Genomic DNA, 21,168 nt, shown 5'->3' with positions numbered 1-21,168 from the left:
AGTCCCGTCCGTTCCGCCACTTATTAAGAAGCCTCGAGTTAACGCTCGAGGTTTTTTTTCGTTTGTATTTCTATTATTGCTAAAATCGCAAAAATCCTCTGCGTTTTGCGCCCTTTTTCCGCAACAGTCTGAAGCCCATAATCACCTCAATTAACGAAAATAGCATTAAAAGAGGCATATTATGGCTATCCCCGTATTTGGTTTAGGTACTTTCCGTCTCAAAGACGACGTTGTTATTTCATCTGTGAAAACGGCGCTAGAACTTGGCTATCGCGCAATTGATACCGCACAAATCTATGATAACGAAGCTGCAGTAGGTCAGGCGATTGCAGAAAGTGGCGTGCCACGTCATGAACTCTACATCACCACTAAAATCTGGATTGAAAATCTCAGCAAAGATAAATTGATCCCGAGTCTGAAAGAGAGCCTGCAAAAATTGCGTACCGATTATGTTGATCTGACGCTAATCCACTGGCCGTCACCAAACGATGAAGTCTCTGTTGAAGAGTTTATGCAGGCGCTGCTGGAAGCCAAAAAACAAGGGCTGACGCGTGAGATCGGTATTTCCAACTTCACGATCCCGCTGATGGAAAAAGCGATTGCTGCTGTTGGCGCTGAGAACATCGCTACCAACCAGATTGAACTCTCTCCTTATCTGCAAAACCGTAAAGTGGTTGATTGGGCCAAACAGCACGGCATTCATATCACTTCCTATATGACGCTGGCTTATGGTAATGCACTGAAAGATGAGGTTATTGCTCGTATTGCAGCTAAACACAATGCGACCCCGGCACAAGTGATTCTGACGTGGGCGATGGGGGAAGGTTACTCCGTAATTCCTTCTTCTACTAAACGTGAAAACCTGGAGAGTAATCTTAAGGCACAAAATTTACAGCTTGATGCCGAAGATAAAAAAGCGATCGCCGCACTGGATTGCAACGACCGCCTGGTTAGCCCGGAAGGTCTGGCTCCTGAATGGGATTAAGCCTCTCTGACAGCTCCTCCGGGAGCTGTTTTTACATGCTCGCTAAGGAAATCGATAAAAGCCCGGATGCGCGTACTTACCGCACGGTCGCTGTAATAGACTGCACTGAATGGCATTTCAACTGGCAACACTTTATCTGCCATTAACTCCACCAATTCTCCGCGAGCGATTTCTCTGTCGATCATGTAGTCGGACAAACACGCAATCCCGTTGCCACTCAGGCAAAGCTGTTTCAGTGTTTCCCCACTATTGGATGACAAACCGTACTTCACCTCATGTAATTGTCCATCACTACAGGCTATCGGCCAGGTATTGAGGGAAGCGGGTTCAGTGAATCCCAGGCAAACATGTTGCTTTAAATCGTCGATCGTTTCTGGCTTCCCGTAGCGGGAAATATAATCAGGGGAGGCGATAATTTTTCGATAACTGTTAAATAACGGCCTGGCACGTAAGCTGGAATCCGTTAACGTACCGGCGCGTATCGCGACATCTACTTTTCTTTCGATCAAATTAATAATCGTTTCGGAGGAGACTAGCGATAAAGTGACTTCCGGATAGCGTTCACGGAAAGGCTTAATCAACGGCATCAGAAAGTGCAGCACCACTGGCGTCGCGGCATCGATCCGTAACAGTCCACGCGGTGTATTACGCGTCTCCATAATTTCTGATTCTGCCGCAGCCATCTCCTGCAAAATCAACTGCACGCGACGAAAATAACGCTCGCCTTCTTCCGTCAGGCTAAGTTGTCGCGTGGTCCGATTAAGCAGGCTAACGCCGAGTTTCATCTCCAGCTTTTTCACCGCCCGGCTTACCGCTGAGTTTGCTTGCCCTAATTGTTCCGCTGCCCGGCTAAAACTGCCGCTTTCGACGACCGAAACAAAAATGGCGAGTTCTTCCGACGTGGCTTTCATTTTTGCTCCTGTTGCAAAATAGAAGAGATATTTTGAATTAATTTGTCATTAAACCATCAGGATATGTGATATGTCATCCGATTTAATGTTCTCAATAATGAGCAAAATTCTGACCGGTGTAAGCACTTGCTTACATAACAATATACAATTGCTCGTTGAAAGAGTGAGCTAAAATCCCTATAACAGTAGAACCCTCCCGAGTGAGGAAGGGGTGACGTAATAGAGGTTTCAAAGTCAAAAGTGCGAAAAAACACCTATGCCATGCGCTATGTTGCCGGACAACCTGCGGAAAGGATCTTACCGCCGGGGTCTTTTGCGAGCATCGGCCAGGCATTACCACCCGGAGAACCGTTAAGTACCGAAGAGCGTATTCGGATCCTGGTGTGGAACATATACAAACAGCAACGCGCTGAATGGTTGTCGGTATTAAAGAACTACGGCAAAGATGCACATCTGGTTTTATTACAGGAAGCGCAAACAACGCCAGAGTTAGTACAGTTTGCGACTGCTAACTATCTTGCTGCTGATCAGGTACCCGCTTTCGTGCTGCCGCAGCATCCTTCCGGTGTAATGACCCTTTCGGCGGCACATCCCATTTATTGCTGCCCGTTACGCGAACGTGAACCTATTTTACGTCTGGCGAAATCAGCGCTGGTGACGGTCTACCCATTACCTGATACCCGCCTGTTGATGGTCGTCAATATTCACGCCGTCAACTTCAGTCTTGGCGTAGATGTTTACAGTAAGCAGTTACTTCCTATTGGCGATCAGATTGCCCATCACAGCGGCCCGGTCATTATGGCGGGAGATTTCAATGCCTGGAGCCGTAGAAGGATGAACGCGTTATATCGCTTTGCGCGGGAAATGTCGCTGCGCCAGGTGCGTTTTACCGATGATCAGCGCCGTCGGGCGTTTGGTCGCCCGCTCGATTTTGTTTTCTACCGTGGTCTTAACGTCAGCGAAGCTTCTGTACTGGTTACGCGCGCTTCCGATCACAATCCGCTACTCGTTGAATTCAGTCCCGGCAAGCCTGATAAATAAGGTATGTCAGGTCTGCCACAGGGCAGACCAACGTTTGGCGCTGCCCTTTTATACTCAAACAACAAAAGGACAGCGCAATGGCAATACAATCCCACCATGACCACGTAGAAAAGCAGTTTAGCTCGCAGGCCAGTGAGTATTTAACCAGTACCGTACATGCATCCGGGCGAGATTTACAGCGACTGGCGGTGCGTCTGGCTGATTATCCTGATGCAAGTGTACTTGATATGGGCTGCGGAGCAGGGCATGCCAGCTTTGTCGCTGCGCAAAACGTGAGCGCGGTGGTGGCGTATGACTTATCTGCCCAAATGCTGGATGTCGTGGCACAAGCTGCCGAAGCCCGGCACCTGAAAAATATCACCACCCACCAGGGATATGCCGAAAGTCTGCCATTTGCCGATAACGCATTTGATATTGTTATCAGCCGTTATTCTGCCCATCACTGGCATGATGTTGGTGCAGCACTGCGTGAAGTGAATCGGATATTGAAACCCAGCGGTAGGCTGATTGTGATGGACGTAATGTCTCCGGGTCACCCAGTGCGCGACATCTGGTTACAGACGGTAGAAGCATTACGCGATACCTCTCACGTACGAAACTACGCCAGCGGTGAGTGGTTGACGTTAATCAATGAAGCCAAACTGATAGTTGATAATTTAATTACAGATAAGTTACCGCTGGAATTTTCTTCATGGGGCGCCAGAATGCGTACGCCAGAAGCATTAGTAGACGCTATTCGCATTTACCAACAGAGCGCATCGACAGAGGTGAAAACGTATTTTGCCTTGCAGAATGATGGCTCTTTCACCAGTGATATCATCATGGTAGAAGCACATAAAGCGGCATAAATAAAAAAGGCACCGGGGGAATCGGTGCCTTTTTATTATCTGGTTTATCAGGAATCTGGCATGTTGCTGTTTTTCACAAACAACGTCAGCTTATCGCCTGGTTGCAGATTCGCAGTGTCGCTGTTCCAGCGCATCACATCTTTGATGTTCACGCCGTGGCGTTTAGCAATGCTTGAAAGCGAATCGCCTTTGCGCACACGATACGTAATGCTATCGCTGTTGTTTGCCAGCCGCTGTGCGCTACTACCTGCGCCAATCGTCAAACTTTGGCCTGGTTTCAGCTTAGCTCCGCGCAGTTTATTCCACTGCTGCAAATCTTTGGTGCTTACGCCGAGACGTGAAGCGATACTTGAAAGCGTGTCGCCAGAACGAACGGTGTAAACACGACTGTTAAGCGGCGTATTGTCGGCAACCAGCGTCGACTGTACAGCAGCAATTTCGCCGGAAGCCAGAGATTCACGCAGTTGATCTGCATGCTTCTTTGGCACCATCACGTACTGCGGGCCACTTGCGCCCAGCGTGGAGCCTTTTACACCAGCGTTGAATGTCTTCAGCTTGCTGACGGAAATTCCCGCCATATCTGCAACCTTCGCCATATCAACCGGGCTACTCAGGTGTACACGCGCCAGAGCACGGCTTTCATCGGTCGTCGGCAGACGTACACCATAACGTTTGCTGTTTTTGAGAATATCGCTCAATGCCAGCATTTTAGGCACGTACTGCTTCGTTTCCTGCGGCAACGGTAGCGACCAAAAGTCCGTGGATTTCCCACGTGCTTTGTTCGTTTTAATTGCCTTCATGACCCGACCTTCGCCGCTATTATAAGCCGCTACGGTCAAAAGCCAGTCGCCGTCAAACATCTTGTTCAGACGTTGCATCATGTTCAGCGCGGCTGTCGTTGAAGCAACAACATCGCGACGCGCGTCATAATTGCGAGTCTGTTTCAAACCATAATTGCGCCCCGTGCTCGGAATGATCTGCCAGATGCCTGCGGCATTGGCGCCAGACGTCGCGTGAGGATCAAAAGCGCTCTCCACTATGGGTAGTAGTACCAGTTCCATAGGCATGTTACGTTTTTTAACTTGCCCGGCTATCCAGTACATATACGGCTCTGCCCGTAAAGTTACATCGTGGAGATAGCTCTTATTGCGTAAATATTTCTGTTTCTGTTCGCGAATCCGGTCATTTTCCGGAATTCCCATCTTTAGCTCGTCGCCAATGAAAGCCCACAAGTCACCATCTGGCGCGATAGACGTCCCATCGTCCATCCATCGTGCCTGACTTGTAAACTTTGCTGCTTCCCCTTGACCAGCTGCAGAAAGGCTCTGTGCGTGCTGTTGGACGTTACCGGTACTCTGGCAACCCACGAGCAGGACAGAGGCGAGTAATATCGCTTTTGCCTTCATGTGTGTGTCAATAGTTGCTTAAAAGACGACCGATCATAACGGCGAACGAAGCCGATGACAAGAAAGTTTTATCAGAATCTATCTTTCTTTGACCTTAACCAGGCAAAACGTTCCTCAGGTTGTTGCAATAATGTTTCTTTATTAATTACATTAATTAAATCAATATATTCTGTTCTTAAAAAAACATTAATTTTCCGCTCATTTTTCAGAATTACGGGGAGTGTAATTTGATTTTTTGCCCGTAACTCAATAACTTTACGATAATAATCATTTATGGACAAATCGTGCGGAAGAATACTCAAGGCAAACTTCATATTTGATAAAGTATATTCATGAGCACAACATACCAGTGTATCGTCAGGTAGAGCACTTAATTTTTTAAGTGATTGATACATTTGAGAAGCTGTACCTTCAAATAATCGCCCGCAGCCACCAGAGAAAAGAGTATCACCGCAAAATAGATAAGGATTGCTGAAGTAACAGATGTGTCCTAAAGTGTGACCTGGTGTAGCAATTACACTAAATTCATGCCCCAAAACGAAGGCAGTATCACCATCTTTGACTACCTGCGTTGTTCCCTTATCTTGTGTCTCTTGTGGACCGTAGACCACAATTTGCGGAAACTTTTCCACCAGTTCTTTTACGCCGCCAACGTGATCGTGGTGATGGTGGGTGAGAAATATGGCCTCCGGTTGCCAGTTATTGGCGGCAATGGCCTTTACTACCGGCTCCGCTTCTCCAGGATCGACAATCAGGCAACGGCCTGCTTCATCATTCAAAACCCAGATGTAATTGTCATCAAAGGCAGGAATACTGTTAAGATTCATATATTACCTCTCAGTGTGAAACGGAAGGTTGTGATGAAACCGGCAAGGAACCCTCAAACAGTCGTGGCTCCTGATTGCTGGGGCGATTTGCCCTGGGGAGAGCTTTATCGCAAGGCGCTGGAGCGCCAGCTCAACCCATGGTTCACGAAAATGTATGGTTTTCATCTGCTTAAGATTGGCAATTTAAGCGCAGAAATCAATTGCGAAGCGTGCGCGGTTTCTCATCAAGTGAATGTTTCTGCGCAAGGAATGCCCGTACAGGTGCAGGCGGACCCACTTCATCTTCCTTTTGCCGATAAATCCGTCGATGTTTGTCTATTGGCGCATACGTTGCCATGGTGCACCGATCCGCATCGTTTGTTGCGTGAAGCCGATCGGGTATTGATTGATGATGGCTGGCTGGTCATTAGTGGCTTCAATCCCATCAGTTTAATGGGATTACGTAAACTTGTGCCAGTCTTGCGAAAAACATCGCCTTATAACAGCCGGATGTTTACCCTGATGCGGCAACTGGACTGGCTCTCTTTGTTGAATTTTGAAGTGCTACACGCCAGCCGTTTCCACGTTCTCCCGTGGAATAAACATGGTGGAAAACTATTGAGCGCGCATATTCCTGCGCTTGGTTGCTTACAACTTATCGTTGCCCGGAAACGGACTATTCCTTTAACGCTCAACCCGATGAAACAGAGCAAAAACAAACCGCGAATTCGCCAGGCGGTCGGCGCCACCCGGCAATTTCGTAAACCACAGGCTTAAACTTCGACTTGGTAGCCCGTATCTTCCAGTGTGGGATTCATTGCCGCGGCACGAGCCAGTTCATCGCAACGTTCGTTTTCTGGATGACCGGCATGGCCTTTTACCCATTCCCATTTGATTTGATGCTGCCCCAACGCGGCATCAAGACGTTGCCAGAGATCGACATTTTTTACTGGTTTTTTGTCTGCTGTTTTCCAGCCACGTTTTTTCCAGTTATGGATCCACTGGGTGATCCCCTGGCGGACATACTGGCTGTCGGTACTCAGAATGACTTCACAGTGTTCTTTTAACGCTTCCAGCGCGACAATAGCAGCCATCAACTCCATACGGTTGTTGGTGGTGCGGGTGTAGCCAGCGCTAAAGGTTTTTTCGCGTCCACGATAGCGTAAAATAGCACCGTAACCCCCAGGTCCTGGATTACCCAGACACGAACCATCGGTGAAAATTTCTACCTGTTTAAGCATCTCTGGTAGACTTCCTGTAATTGAATCGAACTGTAAAACGACAAGTCTGACATAAATGACCGCTATGAGCACTGCAATTACACGCCAGATCGTTCTCGATACCGAAACCACCGGTATGAACCAGATTGGCGCGCACTATGAAGGCCACAAGATCATTGAGATTGGTGCCGTTGAAGTGGTGAACCGTCGACTGACGGGCAATAACTTCCATGTTTATCTCAAACCCGATCGGCTGGTGGATCCGGAAGCCTTTGGCGTACACGGTATTGCCGATGAGTTTTTGCTCGATAAGCCCACGTTTGCCGAAGTAGCCGATGAGTTCATGGACTATATTCGCGGCGCGGAGCTGGTTATCCATAACGCAGCGTTTGATATCGGCTTTATGGACTACGAGTTTTCGTTGCTTAAGCGCGATATTCCGAAGACGAATACCTTCTGTAAGGTCACCGATAGCCTTGCGGTGGCGAGGAAAATGTTTCCCGGTAAGCGCAACAGCCTCGATGCATTATGTGCTCGCTACGAAATAGATAACAGTAAACGAACGCTGCACGGGGCATTACTCGATGCCCAGATCCTTGCGGAAGTTTATCTGGCGATGACCGGTGGTCAAACGTCGATGGCTTTTGCGATGGAAGGAGAGACACAACAGCAGCAAGGTGAAGCAACAATTCAGCGCATTGTACGTCAGGCAAGTAAGTTACGCGTTGTTTTTGCGACAGATGAAGAGCTTGCAGCACATGAAGCTCGTCTCGATCTGGTGCAGAAGAAGGGCGGAAGCTGCCTCTGGCGGGCATAAATACCTGTGAAAGGCGCTAAAAATAGCGAGTTGGGCGATTTTTGCAGCAAACGATTCAAAAGATGAGAAAAATCGTTGACGAAGGCCGAGGCAATCCGTAATATTCGCCTCGTTCCCAAAGGAACACAACACGGAGCGGTAGTTCAGTCGGTTAGAATACCTGCCTGTCACGCAGGGGGTCGCGGGTTCGAGTCCCGTCCGTTCCGCCAAATTCACTCATGAAAATGAGTTCAGAGAACCGCAAGATTTTTAATTTTGCGGTTTTTTTGTATTTGAATCCCGCGATTTCTCCGTTCAATGATTTTACTCTGGCGTAAGTGCGTGATTCTCGCTTGTTGTCTCATTCATTAAAATTCAATAATGATATCGAACCATTCAGCTTAAATATATTTCCAGAGAATAATTTTATATTGATTAAATGAATGTATATTTCAAATTGATTTTGTTTGTTATTATTTAAGTGGGGTATATAATTAGAGTCCGTTACCCGTGCTTAATATTCTAATCATTATGACAGACGAGGGAGTGTCCGATTATGAATTCAAAAAAGGTTTGTTGTATATGTGTATTATTCTCGCTGCTTGCAGGATGTGTCTCTGAATCTCCTATTGATGAAAAGAAGAAAAAAGCTCAAACCACACAAAGTAATCTTAATAAAAACGCTCCCCAGCAACTAACAGACAAAGACTTATTTGGTAATGAAACCACACTATCCGTATCCGAGGAAGATATTCAAACTGCGCTTGAAGGAGATGAGTTTCGTGTACCTCTCAATTCTCCCGTAATAGTCGTTCAGTCTGGCAGTCGTGCACCGGAAACCATCATGCAGGAGGAAATGAGAAAATATTATACAGTTGCCACATTTTCTGGCATTCCTGACAGGCAAAAGCCTGTAACCTGTAATAAAGACAAAAACAAAGACGAAAGCCAGGATGTTGTAGATGCTGAAAATATGAACTGGATGCAGGCATTACGTTTTGTGGCGGCAAAAGGCCATCAGAAAGCGATTATTGTTTACCAGGATACGTTGCAGACAGGAAAATATGACTCTGGATTGAAATCAATAGTTTGGTCAGATTATAAAAATCAAAAATTGACTGACACGATGTCACTGCGTTATTTGGTTCGATTCACGCTGGTGGATGTGGCTACAGGGGAGTGGGCTACCTGGTCGCCTGTGAATTATGAATATAAAGTGCTTCCACCGCTGCCCGGCAAGAATGAAACTAGTACGACTGATGTGACAGAGCAACAAATCATGCAACTTAAGCAAAAGACATATAAAGCGGTGGTAAAAGATTTGGTTAACCGCTATCAATAATAAATTATATCTGCCGGCAATAATTTCTGGCGGTAATGATTCGAAACTCTTTGCATCAGAATTTTTTCTGACAAAGGAAGTGCCACAAATAAAAAAGGACATATAACCCTGAGTTCAAAAATATTTATTTTAAGATGGTTAACTATTTTAAGTGATTAATCATCCCTGTGAGAAATATATTCATTGTTACATTTTATCCCATTTTTAATATAGATTGCACTAGGGAAAATTCCTTTGTTATTACTGCAGGGGTGATAATGAGTATTGACATATCCTGTGACAAAGGGGGCCATTAAAGGTGCTATTGCGATAGCTATTAATAAAAAAATAAGAGTTAGCTGCATTGTTATATCTGTGGCGAAATTGATAACTTTCGTTTTTTTAATTAAGAATGATTTTATTGTCGTAAGTAAAATTATATGAATGTTTAAAAAGGAAAACGATATGAAACCAAAGCATAGAATTAACATTCTCCAATCGTAAAATATTTCCGTACAGCCTTTTATTATTGAATATAGAGGTTTAATTCCGGTAAAAAATAAAGATGCATTGAATGCAGGGAAAAATAATATGGCCATAAAAAACATCGAAAGAAAGTCTTTCAATTTAACATGTAAACGCATAGTTAATCCTTATACCACGGGGGGAGTGTTAAGAACATACATAAATGGAGTCATGTTTTCCCTTTTCCATTTATCAATTTCTTGTTGCCGTTTTAGTCCATCTCTAATCGCATCTTTTAATTTTTCTGATAAATGGTATTGAGTATCGATTTCATTTAAAACAACTGTACAAACTATCCCTGTCAGTAAAATTGCTCCCCCTACAAGAATTACTGGAAGGCCAAAACTAAGACAGACAACAGAAGCCAGGCTCCCAATGGCGGTTGCAACACCGCCTGCAATCACTGCTTTCACAACATCCATTGAAATATCGCCAAGAAAATTAACCAGATCCCGCTCTGAACTCATAATAAATTCTATGGTTCTCCAGGCTACTGAAAACCAAATACAGAACTTAACTCCTTTTATTGATTCAGATAAAGATCCTCTCCAGCCAACTGCGAGTTCCAGCACTTGAGGTGCTCGTGAAGAGAAAATATATTTACCAAGTTTTTCTAAAAGCCAGGGGCTGGATGTTGTGATTTTTATATATTTCTCTCCAAGTATTTCAAAGTAACTTGCTTTTGTATACTTTAATGCATTAAGGTTAAATATAATTTTCCCATTTTCATCAAACTCAGTCATTAATTTACCCGCGTTAACTAACCAGGCGAGTGTATCTTTTATACCTGAAGGATGTGTAGTGATAAAATGAATGTAATCAAATGATGTTATTGGGCTGAGTATTTTTTTTGCAACATCAAGTGTCAAGAGAATAACATGATGAGTGTTCTGACGCCTTAACTCATCAATGAGTGGGACGTCGTTAAGATAAGGGTGCTGAGGTACTAGCTGGTTTATTGGCTGAGCCCCCCGAAGAATGTCTCCTACATAATCAGCCCACTGTGCATTCTGTGTGTTGTTATTATTCCTTAAACCAGCCATTTTATCTCTCCGCAATAGTAATTTATTATGTTATTACAGTAAGTTACTGTACACGATCCTGCCATTTACTCATTGCATTTGTACCGGCTAGCGTATGCTCCCAGGAAATATCTTCATAAATAAAGGCAATTCTCTCTTGTGGCTCCAGTTCTTTTTCCAGGACAGCATGCGGTGTGACAAAATCAATACTTGATATTCTGGCTTTTGACAGATTTATTTTATAATAAGGCTGGTAAATACCCGCTTTACTGGTTCGGTAGAGTATAAATTCACATGTTACCATCTTTTCATTGTCACTAAGTGCTTTTGCCAGCAATGGTGAGGATTTATCAACCGGTTTGGTGATAATTAATTCATGATGATTGACATTTTGACTTCTTGAGATGGAATGCATTAACGCATAAACCATGATCTGATCTTTATGTTCTGACTGCGCTTTGTTTCCGACTGAATCAAGCGTTGAGCAACCCGCTGAAATCAGCCCCTGTGTCTCCCCACTCAAAGATAAATAACTCATATTTGCCATGATAATCTCCTTTAATTAAATAATTATTTTCCGGACGTGGTCCCGGTTGCCGCCTCCGGCATCACGTTATTTTTCAGCAGCAGCCACCGACTTAATACGCCTTCGAGTCGTTCATTAATTTGTTTTTCCAGCGCATCTGTATTCTGCTTCTGCGCACGGGCATCCTGGTACTGCGTCAGCAGGGATTCCAGGGGCGTTTCCTGCCCCAGTCCCCGCTCCGCCTGCCAGATGACATTTTTAATATAGGAAAGGGTTAATCCCTCTTTTTCGCGCTGCATTACGAGATCTGCAAAAGCATGTAAGTCCTGACGAGTCTGTAACCAGCCACGCAACTGCGGGCTACTCTGTGCGCGGGTTTTGAGTGCCTCATTCCATTGTGTCGAGGCCTGCTGTTGTTGCAGGCTTTCCGGCCAGCGGCTGTCGGCAACACGCATCATTTGCATCCCTGTTTCCAGCGGCTGTACCGGGGATGTATCAAGAAGTTGTTGCAGCCTGCGCTCATAGTTTTCGAGTTCAGGTGAGGACATCCACACCGTTGCTGCGCCCTGAGCGGTGTCGTTAACCTGTAGCAGTTGCTGCTGTACCGGATAGACCTGCCACCACCACAATACTGAGGTGACAGCCACTGAACAGACGATCCCTGTGATAAACCCTCTTACCGTACTGCCTTGCTTCATCACACTGGCCTGTGGGGGATTTTCTGTCAGACTGCGCACTTCCACTTTTATCTCTGGCAGGGGAGGCACTACCGGTTCTGGCGTGGAGGAAGCCGTTGTTTCCGGGGCATAAATCAGCGTTCTGACCGTGGTCTGTGCGGCGTTTTCAACGTTACTCTTCGGCTGGGGTTCAAGCCGCTTACGCGTGTTCTGCATAAAATAGAGCAGATTCTCCACGCGCGGAACGCGCTTCAGCTCCACCTGCTGAAGCTTGTCGCAGATAAGCTGCAATGCCCACTCTGTGCGGTAGAACAGTGGCAGATCGGATTCCGCAAAGGAGATTTGCTGACGCAGAATATTGCCGGTTCGGGAGTTAAACCAGTCCAGCATTTCAGTACGTGCCGGACCGCTCTGCGGCCAGAATTTATCCCAGTCGTGGCTTACCATTGCCGCCAGCAGTTCCGCACCTTCGCAAAAGCCCGCCAGTCCCTGTGTCCGTGTCCGGGCAAGTGTATAGTAGGTGGCGGTGTGTAAATCCACACCGTTAGCTTTAAAAATCGCCAGCGCCAGCGACTCCACCAGTTTCCAGTTCAGTTCAGGCTGTGACGGATGGCTGGCTTTGTTTATTTCCTCGCGGATGGCGCTGAAGTCCGGCAGCCCGCGCGGGTCACTGCCGGTAACGATAGTTTGTGTCAGTACGTTACTATTCATCCCGGCCTCCTCAGTACAGTGTGTCTGACAGGCCAAACTGGCTGAACAACCCACCACTGAACGGGTTATCTTCCGTGTCGGTATGCACGCGGTAGGTCATTGCGCCACCGTCCACGCTAAAGCGCACGGTAAAGTTGCCATCCTGTACTCCGGTCAGCTGTCCGGCCCCGAACAGGCGGAACTGAGCCCACGGCCCGCTGAAGCTGATACTGCGCGGTGCGCCGCCGCTGGCACTAACCAGCGTCAGTTTGCTTTCGTTGCCTTCGCGCATATTGTTAGGCCAGACCAGATGGGCGGTATAGTTACGGCCCTGGCTGTAATCGACTAACTGACCGTCAAGGTTCAGTACGCTGCGGCGTTTGTTGCCGGAAAGCGATACCGTTTCCACGGCAAAGGATGTTCCCAGACCGTTCTGTTTGCTGAAGAAGATGTCACGGATGTTCTGCGCGGTTTCCAGTTGCGCAATAATATCTTCGCGAATAATGACGTTGTTATCGCCATCCTCCAGACTCAGGTCATTGTCGATAAACAGCTTTAGGTTCTGCAGGTAGAAGGTATCCAGTATGCCATCTGGTTTAAAGAATCGTTCGAAGGCATCCAGTGAGGCATCCTGTGCAGAACGTGGATTAAACGGATAGTTATTTGCCAGTTGCTCGTTAAACGGTTTCACCACGCTGTCGCGCCAGTCCAATTCCATATAGTGAACGGCTTCCACCATCACCACATGCCAGGCCTGGTCAGCCAGCCTGCCTACCCAGCGGTTGAGCGGAGCAGGCAGTGTTTTTGCCATCTGGCGGGTGGCGAATATGGGATCGCTGCTGTTCTGATCAAGCCGTAACTGCACGGCTTTCAGTGCCGATTTCCCAGGTACAGGCGCGTTCTGGATCGCCAGCAGGTAGCGGTGTAACTCGGTGAGCTGCTGGTACACGGCCTGCATCGTGCTTTCTTTATCTTTCTGGACTGTCAGGGTACTGTTTTCCGGGGCGAACTCATGCCCAAGGCGGGTGAGTAACTGGTAGTCTGGTTCTGCCAGGGCCTCATCCCGTTCTTTAGCAGAGAGTTTTTCAGAAAAGGCGCCTGGTTGTGTGTTGTCACGCAGCACGGTCAGCGCCCGCTGCAAAGGCTGGTCGCCGCTGATAACCTGCTCCAGCGCCCCGGTTAGTTGTCCGATGGACTCAAAATTGCGGATATTCAGATTGTCCATCCCGGCCCGCCAGGTGGCGGTGTAGTCGCTAATATACTGCTCGGTCAACTGGCGCTGGATTTCCGCGCGGTCGGCGTCACTGTATTTCACGCTGCGGGTGAGGTTGAGTACCCAGGAATCCATCGCCGTCAGTTCAACCAGTTCATCGCGCTGTTTTACAAAATAGCTTTGCAGGCCGTAACGGGTAAGAAACTGTGGAACAACCAGTTTGTTGTCATCGGCAGATGTAAACACTTGGTCAAAGGTTGGCCCTACCTGGTCACGCAGATTGAGGTCGGCAGGAAGAACACCCAGCGCCCGCGTTTTCAGGCTCTGATAAACCCGCTGGTAGACAGGTAGTTTGCTTAGCTCTTTCTGTGCTGACACAACGGGCTTGTCATACGGCGTCCAGCGGCTGATGGCGTCACCGTCGCCCGCCTGACGCTCTGCATGCCAGTCAGTGTGAGCCAGCGCGTAGTCAAGATGGGACATCAGTTGCGCCTGGATATCGCGCTGGCCGTGGAACTTTTCGCTCCAGCGTTTTGCCATATACTGCTTCACCACCTCATTGTTACGTCCGCTCTTATCCTCCAGCATTCGCATCACGCGCAGCACGGCGAGTTTTTCCTCACTCTCCGGTGGCGCGGCGTTCATCTCTTTGACCAGCCCGTTAAACAGCGACGGAAGATAGCGTTGCTCCAGCAGTTGCAGGTAGGTCCGTTCCACATAAGGCCCGATGCGTCGCCCCTGATATAATCCCATCTCCGCAAGGCGGCTGCGGTCGCCCCAGTCACCGTAGGCCAGAGTGGCATCGCGTACTGGGTTCAGCAGCGGCAGTTGCAGGTTGCCATAGTCATCTTCCCCCTGCGGAGGTGGTACATCCATAAAGGCTTTTGCCTGCTTAAGCACGGTGATGCCGGACTGATAGTTACCGTTGTAATAGTGATGCCAGCCGGCAATGAGCAGCAGTGCCGCCACGCCGCCTGTGGCAGAGAAAACCGTCAGGCGGCGGCGGGAACGCATCAGCCAGGCGCGGCTCTCTGTTGCCAGATTAGGCTCTGCGAGTAATGCCTGCGGGAACAGGCTGCGGGTGAAATAGGGCGCGGTGTCCACCAGGGGCCAGGACGCCAGTGGATTATTGCCCAGCCGGTACTGGCGGGCGGCAGACTGGGTGAAAATATCATCCATCTGTCCGCGCTGAAGCGAAGAGGTGAGATAGACGCCACGCAGCATCACGTTCATATTTTTGCCGTCAAGCAGACCCTCAAGCAGTGATACCAGCGGTTCACGGCTTCCCTGCATCTGACGGGAAAAACTAAATAAAGACGCACGGGCGTGGCTCTGTCCGACCATCAGATCCGGCAACGCCAGATTCATTCGATCCACCCATGTCTGCCAGAAAGCATTCAACTCTGTTCGCCAGTCATCATTTTCATGGGCACGGCGGGTGAACGTGACGCCCAGAATCGCATCGCGATCCTGTCTGTTCAGTGACTGAAACAGGGCGGCAAAACCCTGCAATAAATCAAGCCGGGTCAGTACCACGTAAACCGGTAACTGGCAGTGAAGATGCTGGCGTATATCCTGCAAGCGGCTGCGTAGCGTCTGTAACAGATGCTCGTGGCGGCGTTTGTCTGCGGTCAGCAGATCGGGTAAATCGAGTGTCAGAATAATCCCGTTCAGCGGCTGGCGCGCGCGCTTTTCTTTCAGCCAGCCGAGGGCATGTTCCCACAGACGGCGATGCAGGATATCCGCATCAGCGGGAGCGCAGAGTGTGCCGTCGATATCAAAGATCACCGCCTGTTTACCGACATGGGGCGTAAGGTACAGGCGTTGTTCTGCGCCGCGTGCGCCCTCCGGGGCATAAATAATGTCGGACGGAAACCCCTCGCGCAGCAGTGTCGTTTTGCCACTGCCCGCCGGGCCGATGACCATATACCACGGCAACTGCCACAGGAAACGGCGGTTGTCGAGATGGCGTTGCAGGCGCAGCAGCCAGTGGTCGAGGTAACGCTGCTGGGCGTTCAGCTCCGCACTGAGCGGATCAATGGCTTCCTCGCGCTGTTGTTTTTGCTGTTTTTCAAGCAGTTGCAGGCGCTTCATTACCCGGACGGTAAGCCACACAAGGGCAATAATCCCCCACGCCGCCGTTGCCAGCCAGCGGTTCGCCAGTGGTTTGAGCCACTGTTCTTCATACAGCGTCCACGTCGGGCCTTTCCACCAGATCCATACCAGCAGGAAAATCCACGCCAGTATCAGCAACCAGAATGCAGAAACCTTAAACCGGGGCATCGCCGGGCGCAGGGCTGATTTGAGTCCGCTGAATAGTCGGGGTGTTGGTAATCTGAACACAAAAACTCCTGTTATCTCTTATTGTTCTGCCGTGAATTTTTGTTCGAGCTGCGCAAGTAACGATGGCTCCCAGTCAGACACCATCGTCTGCCCCCCCATCATGAACAACATCCGGTACTGTTGCTGCGCAAGCTGTACCAGCCCCGCCTCCTCCGTCAACTGGGCGGCAAGGTACTGGCGGTGAAACTGATCGCGGGGATCGCCTTCGGGTAGCATGTCCAGATACCGCAGCGCCGCCTCCAGCCCCTGCTCAGTAAAACAGGTCCTGGCTGCCTGCGATTCCTCTCCGGCCTGCGCAACCGGTGTAACTTTGCCGTCGGGCGAAGCGGACAGCCATTGTTTCGTCTGCTCACTGATAAAAGGTGTACGGTCATTAAACAGTAGCCCGGTAAGCTGGGGCAGACGCTCAAGGAAGCGGTTGACCTCATCGCGGATGGCGTCTGCCACCTGTTTGTAACCCAGGCGCAGTGCTGTCTGTGCAGAAAGACAGTGACCGTCCAGCCAGTAGGGTGCCAGAAGCACACTTTTCTCCACCTGCTGCCACAGTGCCATATCTGCGCTGCCAAGCTGTGCTTGGTAATCTGCAATCATATCGGCGGAAACGGCGGCCAGCGGGGTTCGTCCGTCACTTTCCGCCTGGGGCGTACTGTTGATGGATTGCCACAGAGCATGGCGACGCAGGCGATAGCCCTGCGGCGAATCTGGCTGGCGCTCGCATAAAATGGCTGCCACTTTTAACAGCGTATCGCGCCAGGCTTTATCGTCGTGGCTGTCAATGGTGACTTGCGGAGCCGGATCGCTGGTTTGCGTCACGCCGCTTTCAGGTGTGACGGTGGTCTGTGGTGTACTACCGGAGGCTGCCGGAGTGGGGGAGGGTGCAGGGGCCGCACGATTAAACGCACGCTGGTAGAGGGCAAAAAGATCATCGGTTGCCTGCGCCAGTTCCGGGACGTTATGTGATTGCCAGCACTGCGCCAGTTTCGCCAGTTCGCCCAGCAGCGCATCGCGCTGCGTTGTGGCAGCGTTTTCTGAAAAGCTTTCAATCCCCGTTTCAAAGCGTTTAATGACCTGGCTGGCGAAACGTTTTTTGTGCGCCATATTTTGCGGTGCGGCCACTGCCCAGTAATGCTCCACATACAGCGCCAGCAGGCGCAATGCCAGGAGCGGATCTCCGGCGTGTTGCAGGGTTCTGAGCAGATGTGCCAGCAGCCGGAAGTCTTTGCTTTCAGAGGCCAGAAGCTGAAGACCCCTGCGTTGTAGTTCCGGGATATCCAGTTGGCTGTGAGCCAGTGACCCCAGTTTGACGATTTCGCCGTCGATATACTCCCAGACCGGATTATCGTCCTTCAGCGCCGATGCCTGCCTCTCTTCCGGCAGGTTTTCCAGCAGGTGCGATATCCAGACATTCGGATCGCGTAAGTCCATTGCCATATTTTTATTCTCCCGCCCAGTGGCAGGCATCGCGCAGGGGAGTGATCACCCTGGCCAGCCCGTCAATGTTAAAGGTCAGCTTTCCAACTGCGTTGTCTGCGCCGGTATCCACAGTCAGCGTTTTTGCGCTAAATAACTGTTTAATTTCATCAATGCCGGATAACCCCCGGCTGGACTCCAGCAGAGTGCCGCTCTCACGCACAAACCAGTGGCTGCGGAATGTCTTGCCATCGGCGCTCAGAGTGACGGCAATATCGTGCGTATCCAGTGGGTGCATCAGTGCCACCTGCATCCGGGTGATATTGTCCACGCAACTGAACATCAGCACCGGGCGTGGCGGAACATGACCGATAGCCGGGGTGGTTATCACCACCGTCGGGCGTTCACCCGGCACCTGCGTCACCAGCAGCTCTGTGGTGCTGCCCTGGCGGCGTTTTTCCTGCTCTGTGGCGCGGGTCCAGGCTTCGCCCTGGTAACGGGCTTTCACCAGTGCAGCCCCACCAAAGGCTGGCTGTTCCGGCGAAAGAATGCGGTCATAACAGTCGAGACGCTCCAGCGCCGCAGGCTCCCGCCGACAGGACTGCATGGACTGTAACGTAGCTGCTGCATCCGAAGGTGTCGCTGTAGCAGCAGCTACCGCCACACCAGCCATTGATGATGTTTCTGCGGGCGCGGCACTAGCGGGTAAGCCCGCCATCAGGCCCGCGATAAACCATCCTGTCTGCCGGAAAACGCGCAACCTGCTCATAAAACAGCTTCATCCTCTGTGACGGACTCGTCGTTCTGAGCATCTTCCACGTCTGCCGTGAATGCACCGTCTGCCGCCGACAGACGAATCCGGGCAATCGCCGTGTTGGCCGCCATTTTCTGCAACAGCAGCAGCGAGAGCGGCGGCAGCATGTCGCCGTCGATGACCGATTCGAGCATCCTCGCGCCGTTTTCCGCGCGGGTGACGCGGCTCATGATTTCATCCGTCACTTCCGGTTCAATAATCACTTCTGCGCTAAAGCGGCTGCGCAGCACGTTATCCAGGCGGGTGAGTTTTCCGTCGATAATGGTGGCGAGCGTCTCTTTCGACAGCGGCAGGTACGGCACCACTTCCATACGCGCCAGCAGGGCAGGTTTAAAGAAATCCGCCAGCACCGGGTAGAGGGCTTCCTGCATGGTTTCCGGGTCATCGACGTGTTCGACAATCACCTGGTAGCCAAGGTTGGAGGTGAGGAAGAAGACGATGTTTTTACAGTCAATCAGGCGGCCCTCGCCGTCCGCCATCTCGCCCTTGTCAAACGCCTGATAGAACAGGTTGAGCACATCTGGGTGCGCTTTTTCCACTTCATCGAGGAGCACCACCGAGTAGGGTTTCTGGCGGATGGCTTCGGTCAGCACGCCGCCTTCGCCATAGCCGACATAGCCCGGAGGGGAACCAATCAGCCGCGAGACGGTGTGCTTCTCCTGGAACTCGGACATATTGATGGTGGTCAGGTACTGGCGACCGCCGTAGAGCAGCTCTGCCAGTTGCAGAACGGTTTCGGTTTTACCCACGCCGCTGGGGCCAGCCAGCAGGAACGCGCCCAGCGGGCGTCCCGGACGGCGCAGGTCGGCGCGTGCGGTCAGCAGATGCTTATGCAGGCTGGCAATCGCCAGGTTCTGGCCTTTGATGGTGTCACCAAGCCACTTCGGCAGGTCGGTGATGACCGACATTTCATTCTGCGACAGGCGGTTAAGCGGCACGCCAGTCCATTCGGCAATCACCGCCGCAATCTGTTTTTTATCGACATGCGGGAAGACCAGCAACCGGTCGTTATGCAGAGCGTCCAGTTCGGCAGTGAGCTGTGTCAGCCGCTGCACCGGGGAAACTGTTTCAGCGGTTTCTTCCGGCTGTGTGCTACTGGCTTCATCAGTTGGTGCGGTACCGGTATTATCCTGCTCTGACTCTGGCGGCGTACCCACCATGGCATCCACGCCCAGCAACTGCTGGCGCAGCGCGATAATCTCCTGGACCAGCGTCTGCTGCTGGTGCCAGGCGGCTTCCAGTTCATCCAGCGCCGTCAGCGTTTCATCGTACTGCACCAGCACCTTTGTCATCCGTGAGGTGTCGGTACGCAACCCGATGCGAAGCTCGCGTTCAAGCTGGCGAATTTCCGCCTCCTGCTGGTGGCTCAGGGTGGTCAGCGCCGAGATTTGCTTCGGTGGTGATGACAGGTTGATTGCCACACGGGCGCAGGCGGTATCCAGCACATCAATGGCTTTGTCCGGCAACTGACGCCCGGAGAGATAACGCTCGCTCAGTGTCGCAGCGGCCTGCAAGGCGTCATCATCAATCAGCACGCCGTGAGACTGTTCATAGACCGCTGACAGGCCACGCAGAATAATGGTGGCTTCGGCGGCGTTGGGTTCGCTGACCTTCACCAACTGGAAGCGGCGCGACAGGGCGGCATCTTTCTCGAAGTATTTTTTGTACTCGCTCCAGGTGGTGGCAGCGATGGTTTTCAGCTCGCCGCGCGCCAGCGCAGGTTTGAGCAGGTTGGAGATATCCAGCCCGCCCTGCTGGTTGCCCGCGCCAATCAGGGTGTGCGCTTCGTCGATAAACAGAATGACCGGCACCGGAGAGGAAATGACCTCCGCCATCAGCCCCTTAAAGCGTTTTTCGAATTCGCCCTTCACCGACGCCCCGGCCTGCAATGCGCCCAAGTCAAGGGTCATGATATCGGTGTTTTTCAGCTTGTCAGGCACCAGGCCTGCCACGATGCGCAGCGCCAGCCCTTCAATCAGCGCGCTTTTACCCACACCTGCTTCACCCACCACCACCGGGTTATTTTTACGACGGCGGCAGAGAATGTCGATCATCAGATCGATTTCGTTATCGCGGCACAGTACCGGGTCGAGCCTGCCGTTACGGGCGTCTGCGGTCATGTTTTTGGCGTAACGGGCAAGCAGACTGTCAGCAGTATCTGACAGCATACTTGTGCCTTTACCGTCTGCATCCGGTACGACTGATTCCGCTGATTCCCGTGTCCACTGCACAAAGTCCTGTTGCAGACGGTCACGGTTAATGCCGGTCAGTAGCCGGGCGGCGGCAGGTGGTATGTAGCGCAGCGGTGAATGCAACAGAGTCAGCAACAGCACTCCGCCGCGCAGTTCGCTGTGCTGCATCTCTGCGGAGGCCAGCAGCCAGCCTTCTTTAAGCCACTCGACCAGCATCGGGGAAAATGCCGGGTAACTGTCCGTAGAACGAGCGGTTGTGTAGTTCTCCACCGTCAACGCCTGGCGCAGTTCTTCCATGCCAATATCGCCCTGTTGGGTGATAACCCGCAGGTCACTGCGTGGCATGGCGAGCATCTGAATAAGTACATGACTGACAGTAATTTCTGCTGCCTGCTGGCTCATACTGTAGTGGATCACAAAAT

The 21,168-nt window shown here is 50.6% G+C and carries 17 protein-coding genes, 1 tRNA gene and 1 pseudogene; 7 read left to right on the top strand and 12 right to left on the bottom strand.

Translation table 11 applies throughout. The features are described from left to right. The first annotated feature begins 181 nt into the window (after nucleotides 1-181). Nucleotides 182-985, top strand: a complete 804-nt coding sequence (gene dkgB, locus D9738_RS18445; RefSeq protein ID WP_130260829.1) for a 2,5-didehydrogluconate reductase DkgB — start codon at nucleotides 182-184, stop codon at nucleotides 983-985. Here dkgB and yafC read toward each other — a convergent pair. Then, nucleotides 982-1,896 (bottom strand): DNA-binding transcriptional regulator YafC, encoded by a 915-nt coding sequence (gene yafC, locus D9738_RS18440; RefSeq protein WP_130260828.1) that lies wholly within the window; start codon nucleotides 1,894-1,896, stop codon nucleotides 982-984. The genes dkgB and yafC overlap by 4 nt on opposite strands. 240 nt (nucleotides 1,897-2,136) lie before the next feature. Here yafC and D9738_RS18435 point away from each other — a divergent pair, with 240 nt between their 5' ends. Continuing rightward, complete coding sequence (locus D9738_RS18435; RefSeq protein ID WP_089628352.1) at nucleotides 2,137-2,937, top strand: endonuclease/exonuclease/phosphatase family protein; 801 nt, start codon at nucleotides 2,137-2,139, stop codon at nucleotides 2,935-2,937. A gap of 77 nt (nucleotides 2,938-3,014) precedes the next feature. Beyond that, a complete protein-coding gene (locus D9738_RS18430; protein WP_130260827.1) occupies nucleotides 3,015-3,785 on the top strand; it encodes a class I SAM-dependent methyltransferase in 771 nt (256 codons plus the stop codon). Nucleotides 3,786-3,832: 47 nt separating this feature from the next. On the opposite strand, the gene mltD is transcribed toward D9738_RS18430, so the two are convergent. Further along, complete coding sequence (gene mltD, locus D9738_RS18425; protein ID WP_130209753.1) at nucleotides 3,833-5,191, bottom strand: murein transglycosylase D; 1,359 nt, start codon at nucleotides 5,189-5,191, stop codon at nucleotides 3,833-3,835. 71 nt (nucleotides 5,192-5,262) lie between these two features. Further along, complete coding sequence (gloB, locus tag D9738_RS18420) at nucleotides 5,263-6,018, bottom strand: hydroxyacylglutathione hydrolase (RefSeq protein WP_130260826.1); 756 nt, start codon at nucleotides 6,016-6,018, stop codon at nucleotides 5,263-5,265. A gap of 33 nt (nucleotides 6,019-6,051) precedes the next feature. Between gloB and D9738_RS18415 the strand changes: the two genes are divergently transcribed. Then, the gene (locus D9738_RS18415; RefSeq protein WP_130224088.1) at nucleotides 6,052-6,774 is read left to right on the top strand and encodes a class I SAM-dependent methyltransferase; all 723 of its coding nucleotides are present in this window, start codon (nucleotides 6,052-6,054) and stop codon (nucleotides 6,772-6,774) included. Here the strand turns inward: D9738_RS18415 and rnhA are convergent. Beyond that, nucleotides 6,771-7,238, bottom strand: a complete 468-nt coding sequence (rnhA, locus tag D9738_RS18410; protein ID WP_000917883.1) for a ribonuclease HI — start codon at nucleotides 7,236-7,238, stop codon at nucleotides 6,771-6,773. The genes D9738_RS18415 and rnhA overlap by 4 nt on opposite strands. A gap of 64 nt (nucleotides 7,239-7,302) precedes the next feature. Here rnhA and dnaQ point away from each other — a divergent pair, with 64 nt between their 5' ends. The 3 genes from dnaQ to D9738_RS18395 all read left to right on the top strand — a co-directional run bounded on the left by dnaQ (nucleotide 7,303) and on the right by D9738_RS18395 (nucleotide 9,355). Next, nucleotides 7,303-8,034, top strand: a complete 732-nt coding sequence (dnaQ, locus tag D9738_RS18405; protein WP_001366128.1) for a DNA polymerase III subunit epsilon — start codon at nucleotides 7,303-7,305, stop codon at nucleotides 8,032-8,034. A 132-nt stretch (nucleotides 8,035-8,166) separates the two neighbouring features. Continuing rightward, a tRNA-Asp gene (locus D9738_RS18400) sits at nucleotides 8,167-8,243 on the top strand. 326 nt (nucleotides 8,244-8,569) lie between these two features. Then, nucleotides 8,570-9,355 (top strand): hypothetical protein, encoded by a 786-nt coding sequence (locus D9738_RS18395; RefSeq protein ID WP_130260825.1) that lies wholly within the window; start codon nucleotides 8,570-8,572, stop codon nucleotides 9,353-9,355. Between the two features lie 155 nt (nucleotides 9,356-9,510). Here D9738_RS18395 and ykfM read toward each other — a convergent pair whose 3' ends face one another. The 8 genes and pseudogenes from ykfM to tssH all read right to left on the bottom strand — a co-directional run. Then, a complete protein-coding gene (ykfM, locus tag D9738_RS18390; protein WP_130260824.1) occupies nucleotides 9,511-9,978 on the bottom strand; it encodes a protein YkfM in 468 nt (155 codons plus the stop codon). A gap of 9 nt (nucleotides 9,979-9,987) precedes the next feature. Next, complete coding sequence (locus tag D9738_RS18385) at nucleotides 9,988-10,902, bottom strand: hypothetical protein (protein ID WP_130260823.1); 915 nt, start codon at nucleotides 10,900-10,902, stop codon at nucleotides 9,988-9,990. Between the two features lie 43 nt (nucleotides 10,903-10,945). Continuing rightward, nucleotides 10,946-11,428, bottom strand: coding sequence for an Hcp family type VI secretion system effector (locus D9738_RS18380; protein WP_130260822.1), 483 nt, complete (start codon nucleotides 11,426-11,428; stop codon nucleotides 10,946-10,948). Continuing rightward, nucleotides 11,355-12,795: pseudogene (locus tag D9738_RS18375) on the bottom strand (VasL domain-containing protein). The gene D9738_RS18380 and the pseudogene D9738_RS18375 overlap by 74 nt, the downstream one beginning before the upstream one ends. A 10-nt stretch (nucleotides 12,796-12,805) precedes the next feature. After that, nucleotides 12,806-16,240 carry a type VI secretion system membrane subunit TssM gene (gene tssM, locus D9738_RS18370; RefSeq protein ID WP_130260831.1) on the bottom strand — a complete coding sequence of 1,145 codons (3,435 nt, stop codon included), beginning with the start codon at nucleotides 16,238-16,240 and terminating at the stop codon, nucleotides 12,806-12,808. 108 nt (nucleotides 16,241-16,348) lie between these two features. Next, the gene (gene tssA / locus D9738_RS18365) at nucleotides 16,349-17,761 is read right to left on the bottom strand and encodes a type VI secretion system protein TssA (protein WP_130260820.1); all 1,413 of its coding nucleotides are present in this window, start codon (nucleotides 17,759-17,761) and stop codon (nucleotides 16,349-16,351) included. A gap of 4 nt (nucleotides 17,762-17,765) precedes the next feature. Beyond that, nucleotides 17,766-18,509 carry a type VI secretion system-associated protein VasI gene (vasI, locus tag D9738_RS18360; RefSeq protein WP_130260819.1) on the bottom strand — a complete coding sequence of 248 codons (744 nt, stop codon included), beginning with the start codon at nucleotides 18,507-18,509 and terminating at the stop codon, nucleotides 17,766-17,768. Further along, a partial coding sequence (tssH, locus tag D9738_RS18355) for a type VI secretion system ATPase TssH (RefSeq protein ID WP_171021415.1) occupies nucleotides 18,506-21,168 on the bottom strand: 2,663 nt, incomplete at its 5' end. The genes vasI and tssH, both read right to left, overlap by 4 nt.

The sequence above is a fragment of the Escherichia sp. E10V5 genome (genome assembly GCF_004212315.1).
In the GTDB taxonomy this organism is placed as follows: Bacteria; Pseudomonadota; Gammaproteobacteria; order Enterobacterales; family Enterobacteriaceae; genus Escherichia.
Note: the sequence above shows the minus strand (reverse complement) of the source record. Positions and strands in the feature narration are given on the sequence as shown.

Bases quoted from the DNA above. Each gene is read 5' to 3' on its own strand.
- dkgB (WP_130260829.1), top strand. From the start codon at position 182: ATGGCTATCCCCGTATTTGGTTTAGGTACTTTCCGTCTCAAAGACGAC.
- yafC (WP_130260828.1), bottom strand. From the start codon at position 1,896: ATGAAAGCCACGTCGGAAGAACTCGCCATTTTTGTTTCGGTCGTCGAA.
- D9738_RS18430 (WP_130260827.1), top strand. From the start codon at position 3,015: ATGGCAATACAATCCCACCATGACCACGTAGAAAAGCAGTTTAGCTCG.
- mltD (WP_130209753.1), bottom strand. From the start codon at position 5,191: ATGAAGGCAAAAGCGATATTACTCGCCTCTGTCCTGCTCGTGGGTTGC.
- gloB (WP_130260826.1), bottom strand. From the start codon at position 6,018: ATGAATCTTAACAGTATTCCTGCCTTTGATGACAATTACATCTGGGTT.
- D9738_RS18415 (WP_130224088.1), top strand. From the start codon at position 6,052: ATGAAACCGGCAAGGAACCCTCAAACAGTCGTGGCTCCTGATTGCTGG.
- rnhA (WP_000917883.1), bottom strand. From the start codon at position 7,238: ATGCTTAAACAGGTAGAAATTTTCACCGATGGTTCGTGTCTGGGTAAT.
- dnaQ (WP_001366128.1), top strand. From the start codon at position 7,303: ATGAGCACTGCAATTACACGCCAGATCGTTCTCGATACCGAAACCACC.
- D9738_RS18395 (WP_130260825.1), top strand. From the start codon at position 8,570: ATGAATTCAAAAAAGGTTTGTTGTATATGTGTATTATTCTCGCTGCTT.
- ykfM (WP_130260824.1), bottom strand. From the start codon at position 9,978: ATGCGTTTACATGTTAAATTGAAAGACTTTCTTTCGATGTTTTTTATG.
- D9738_RS18385 (WP_130260823.1), bottom strand. From the start codon at position 10,902: ATGGCTGGTTTAAGGAATAATAACAACACACAGAATGCACAGTGGGCT.
- D9738_RS18380 (WP_130260822.1), bottom strand. From the start codon at position 11,428: ATGGCAAATATGAGTTATTTATCTTTGAGTGGGGAGACACAGGGGCTG.
- tssA (WP_130260820.1), bottom strand. From the start codon at position 17,761: ATGGCAATGGACTTACGCGATCCGAATGTCTGGATATCGCACCTGCTG.
- vasI (WP_130260819.1), bottom strand. From the start codon at position 18,509: ATGAGCAGGTTGCGCGTTTTCCGGCAGACAGGATGGTTTATCGCGGGC.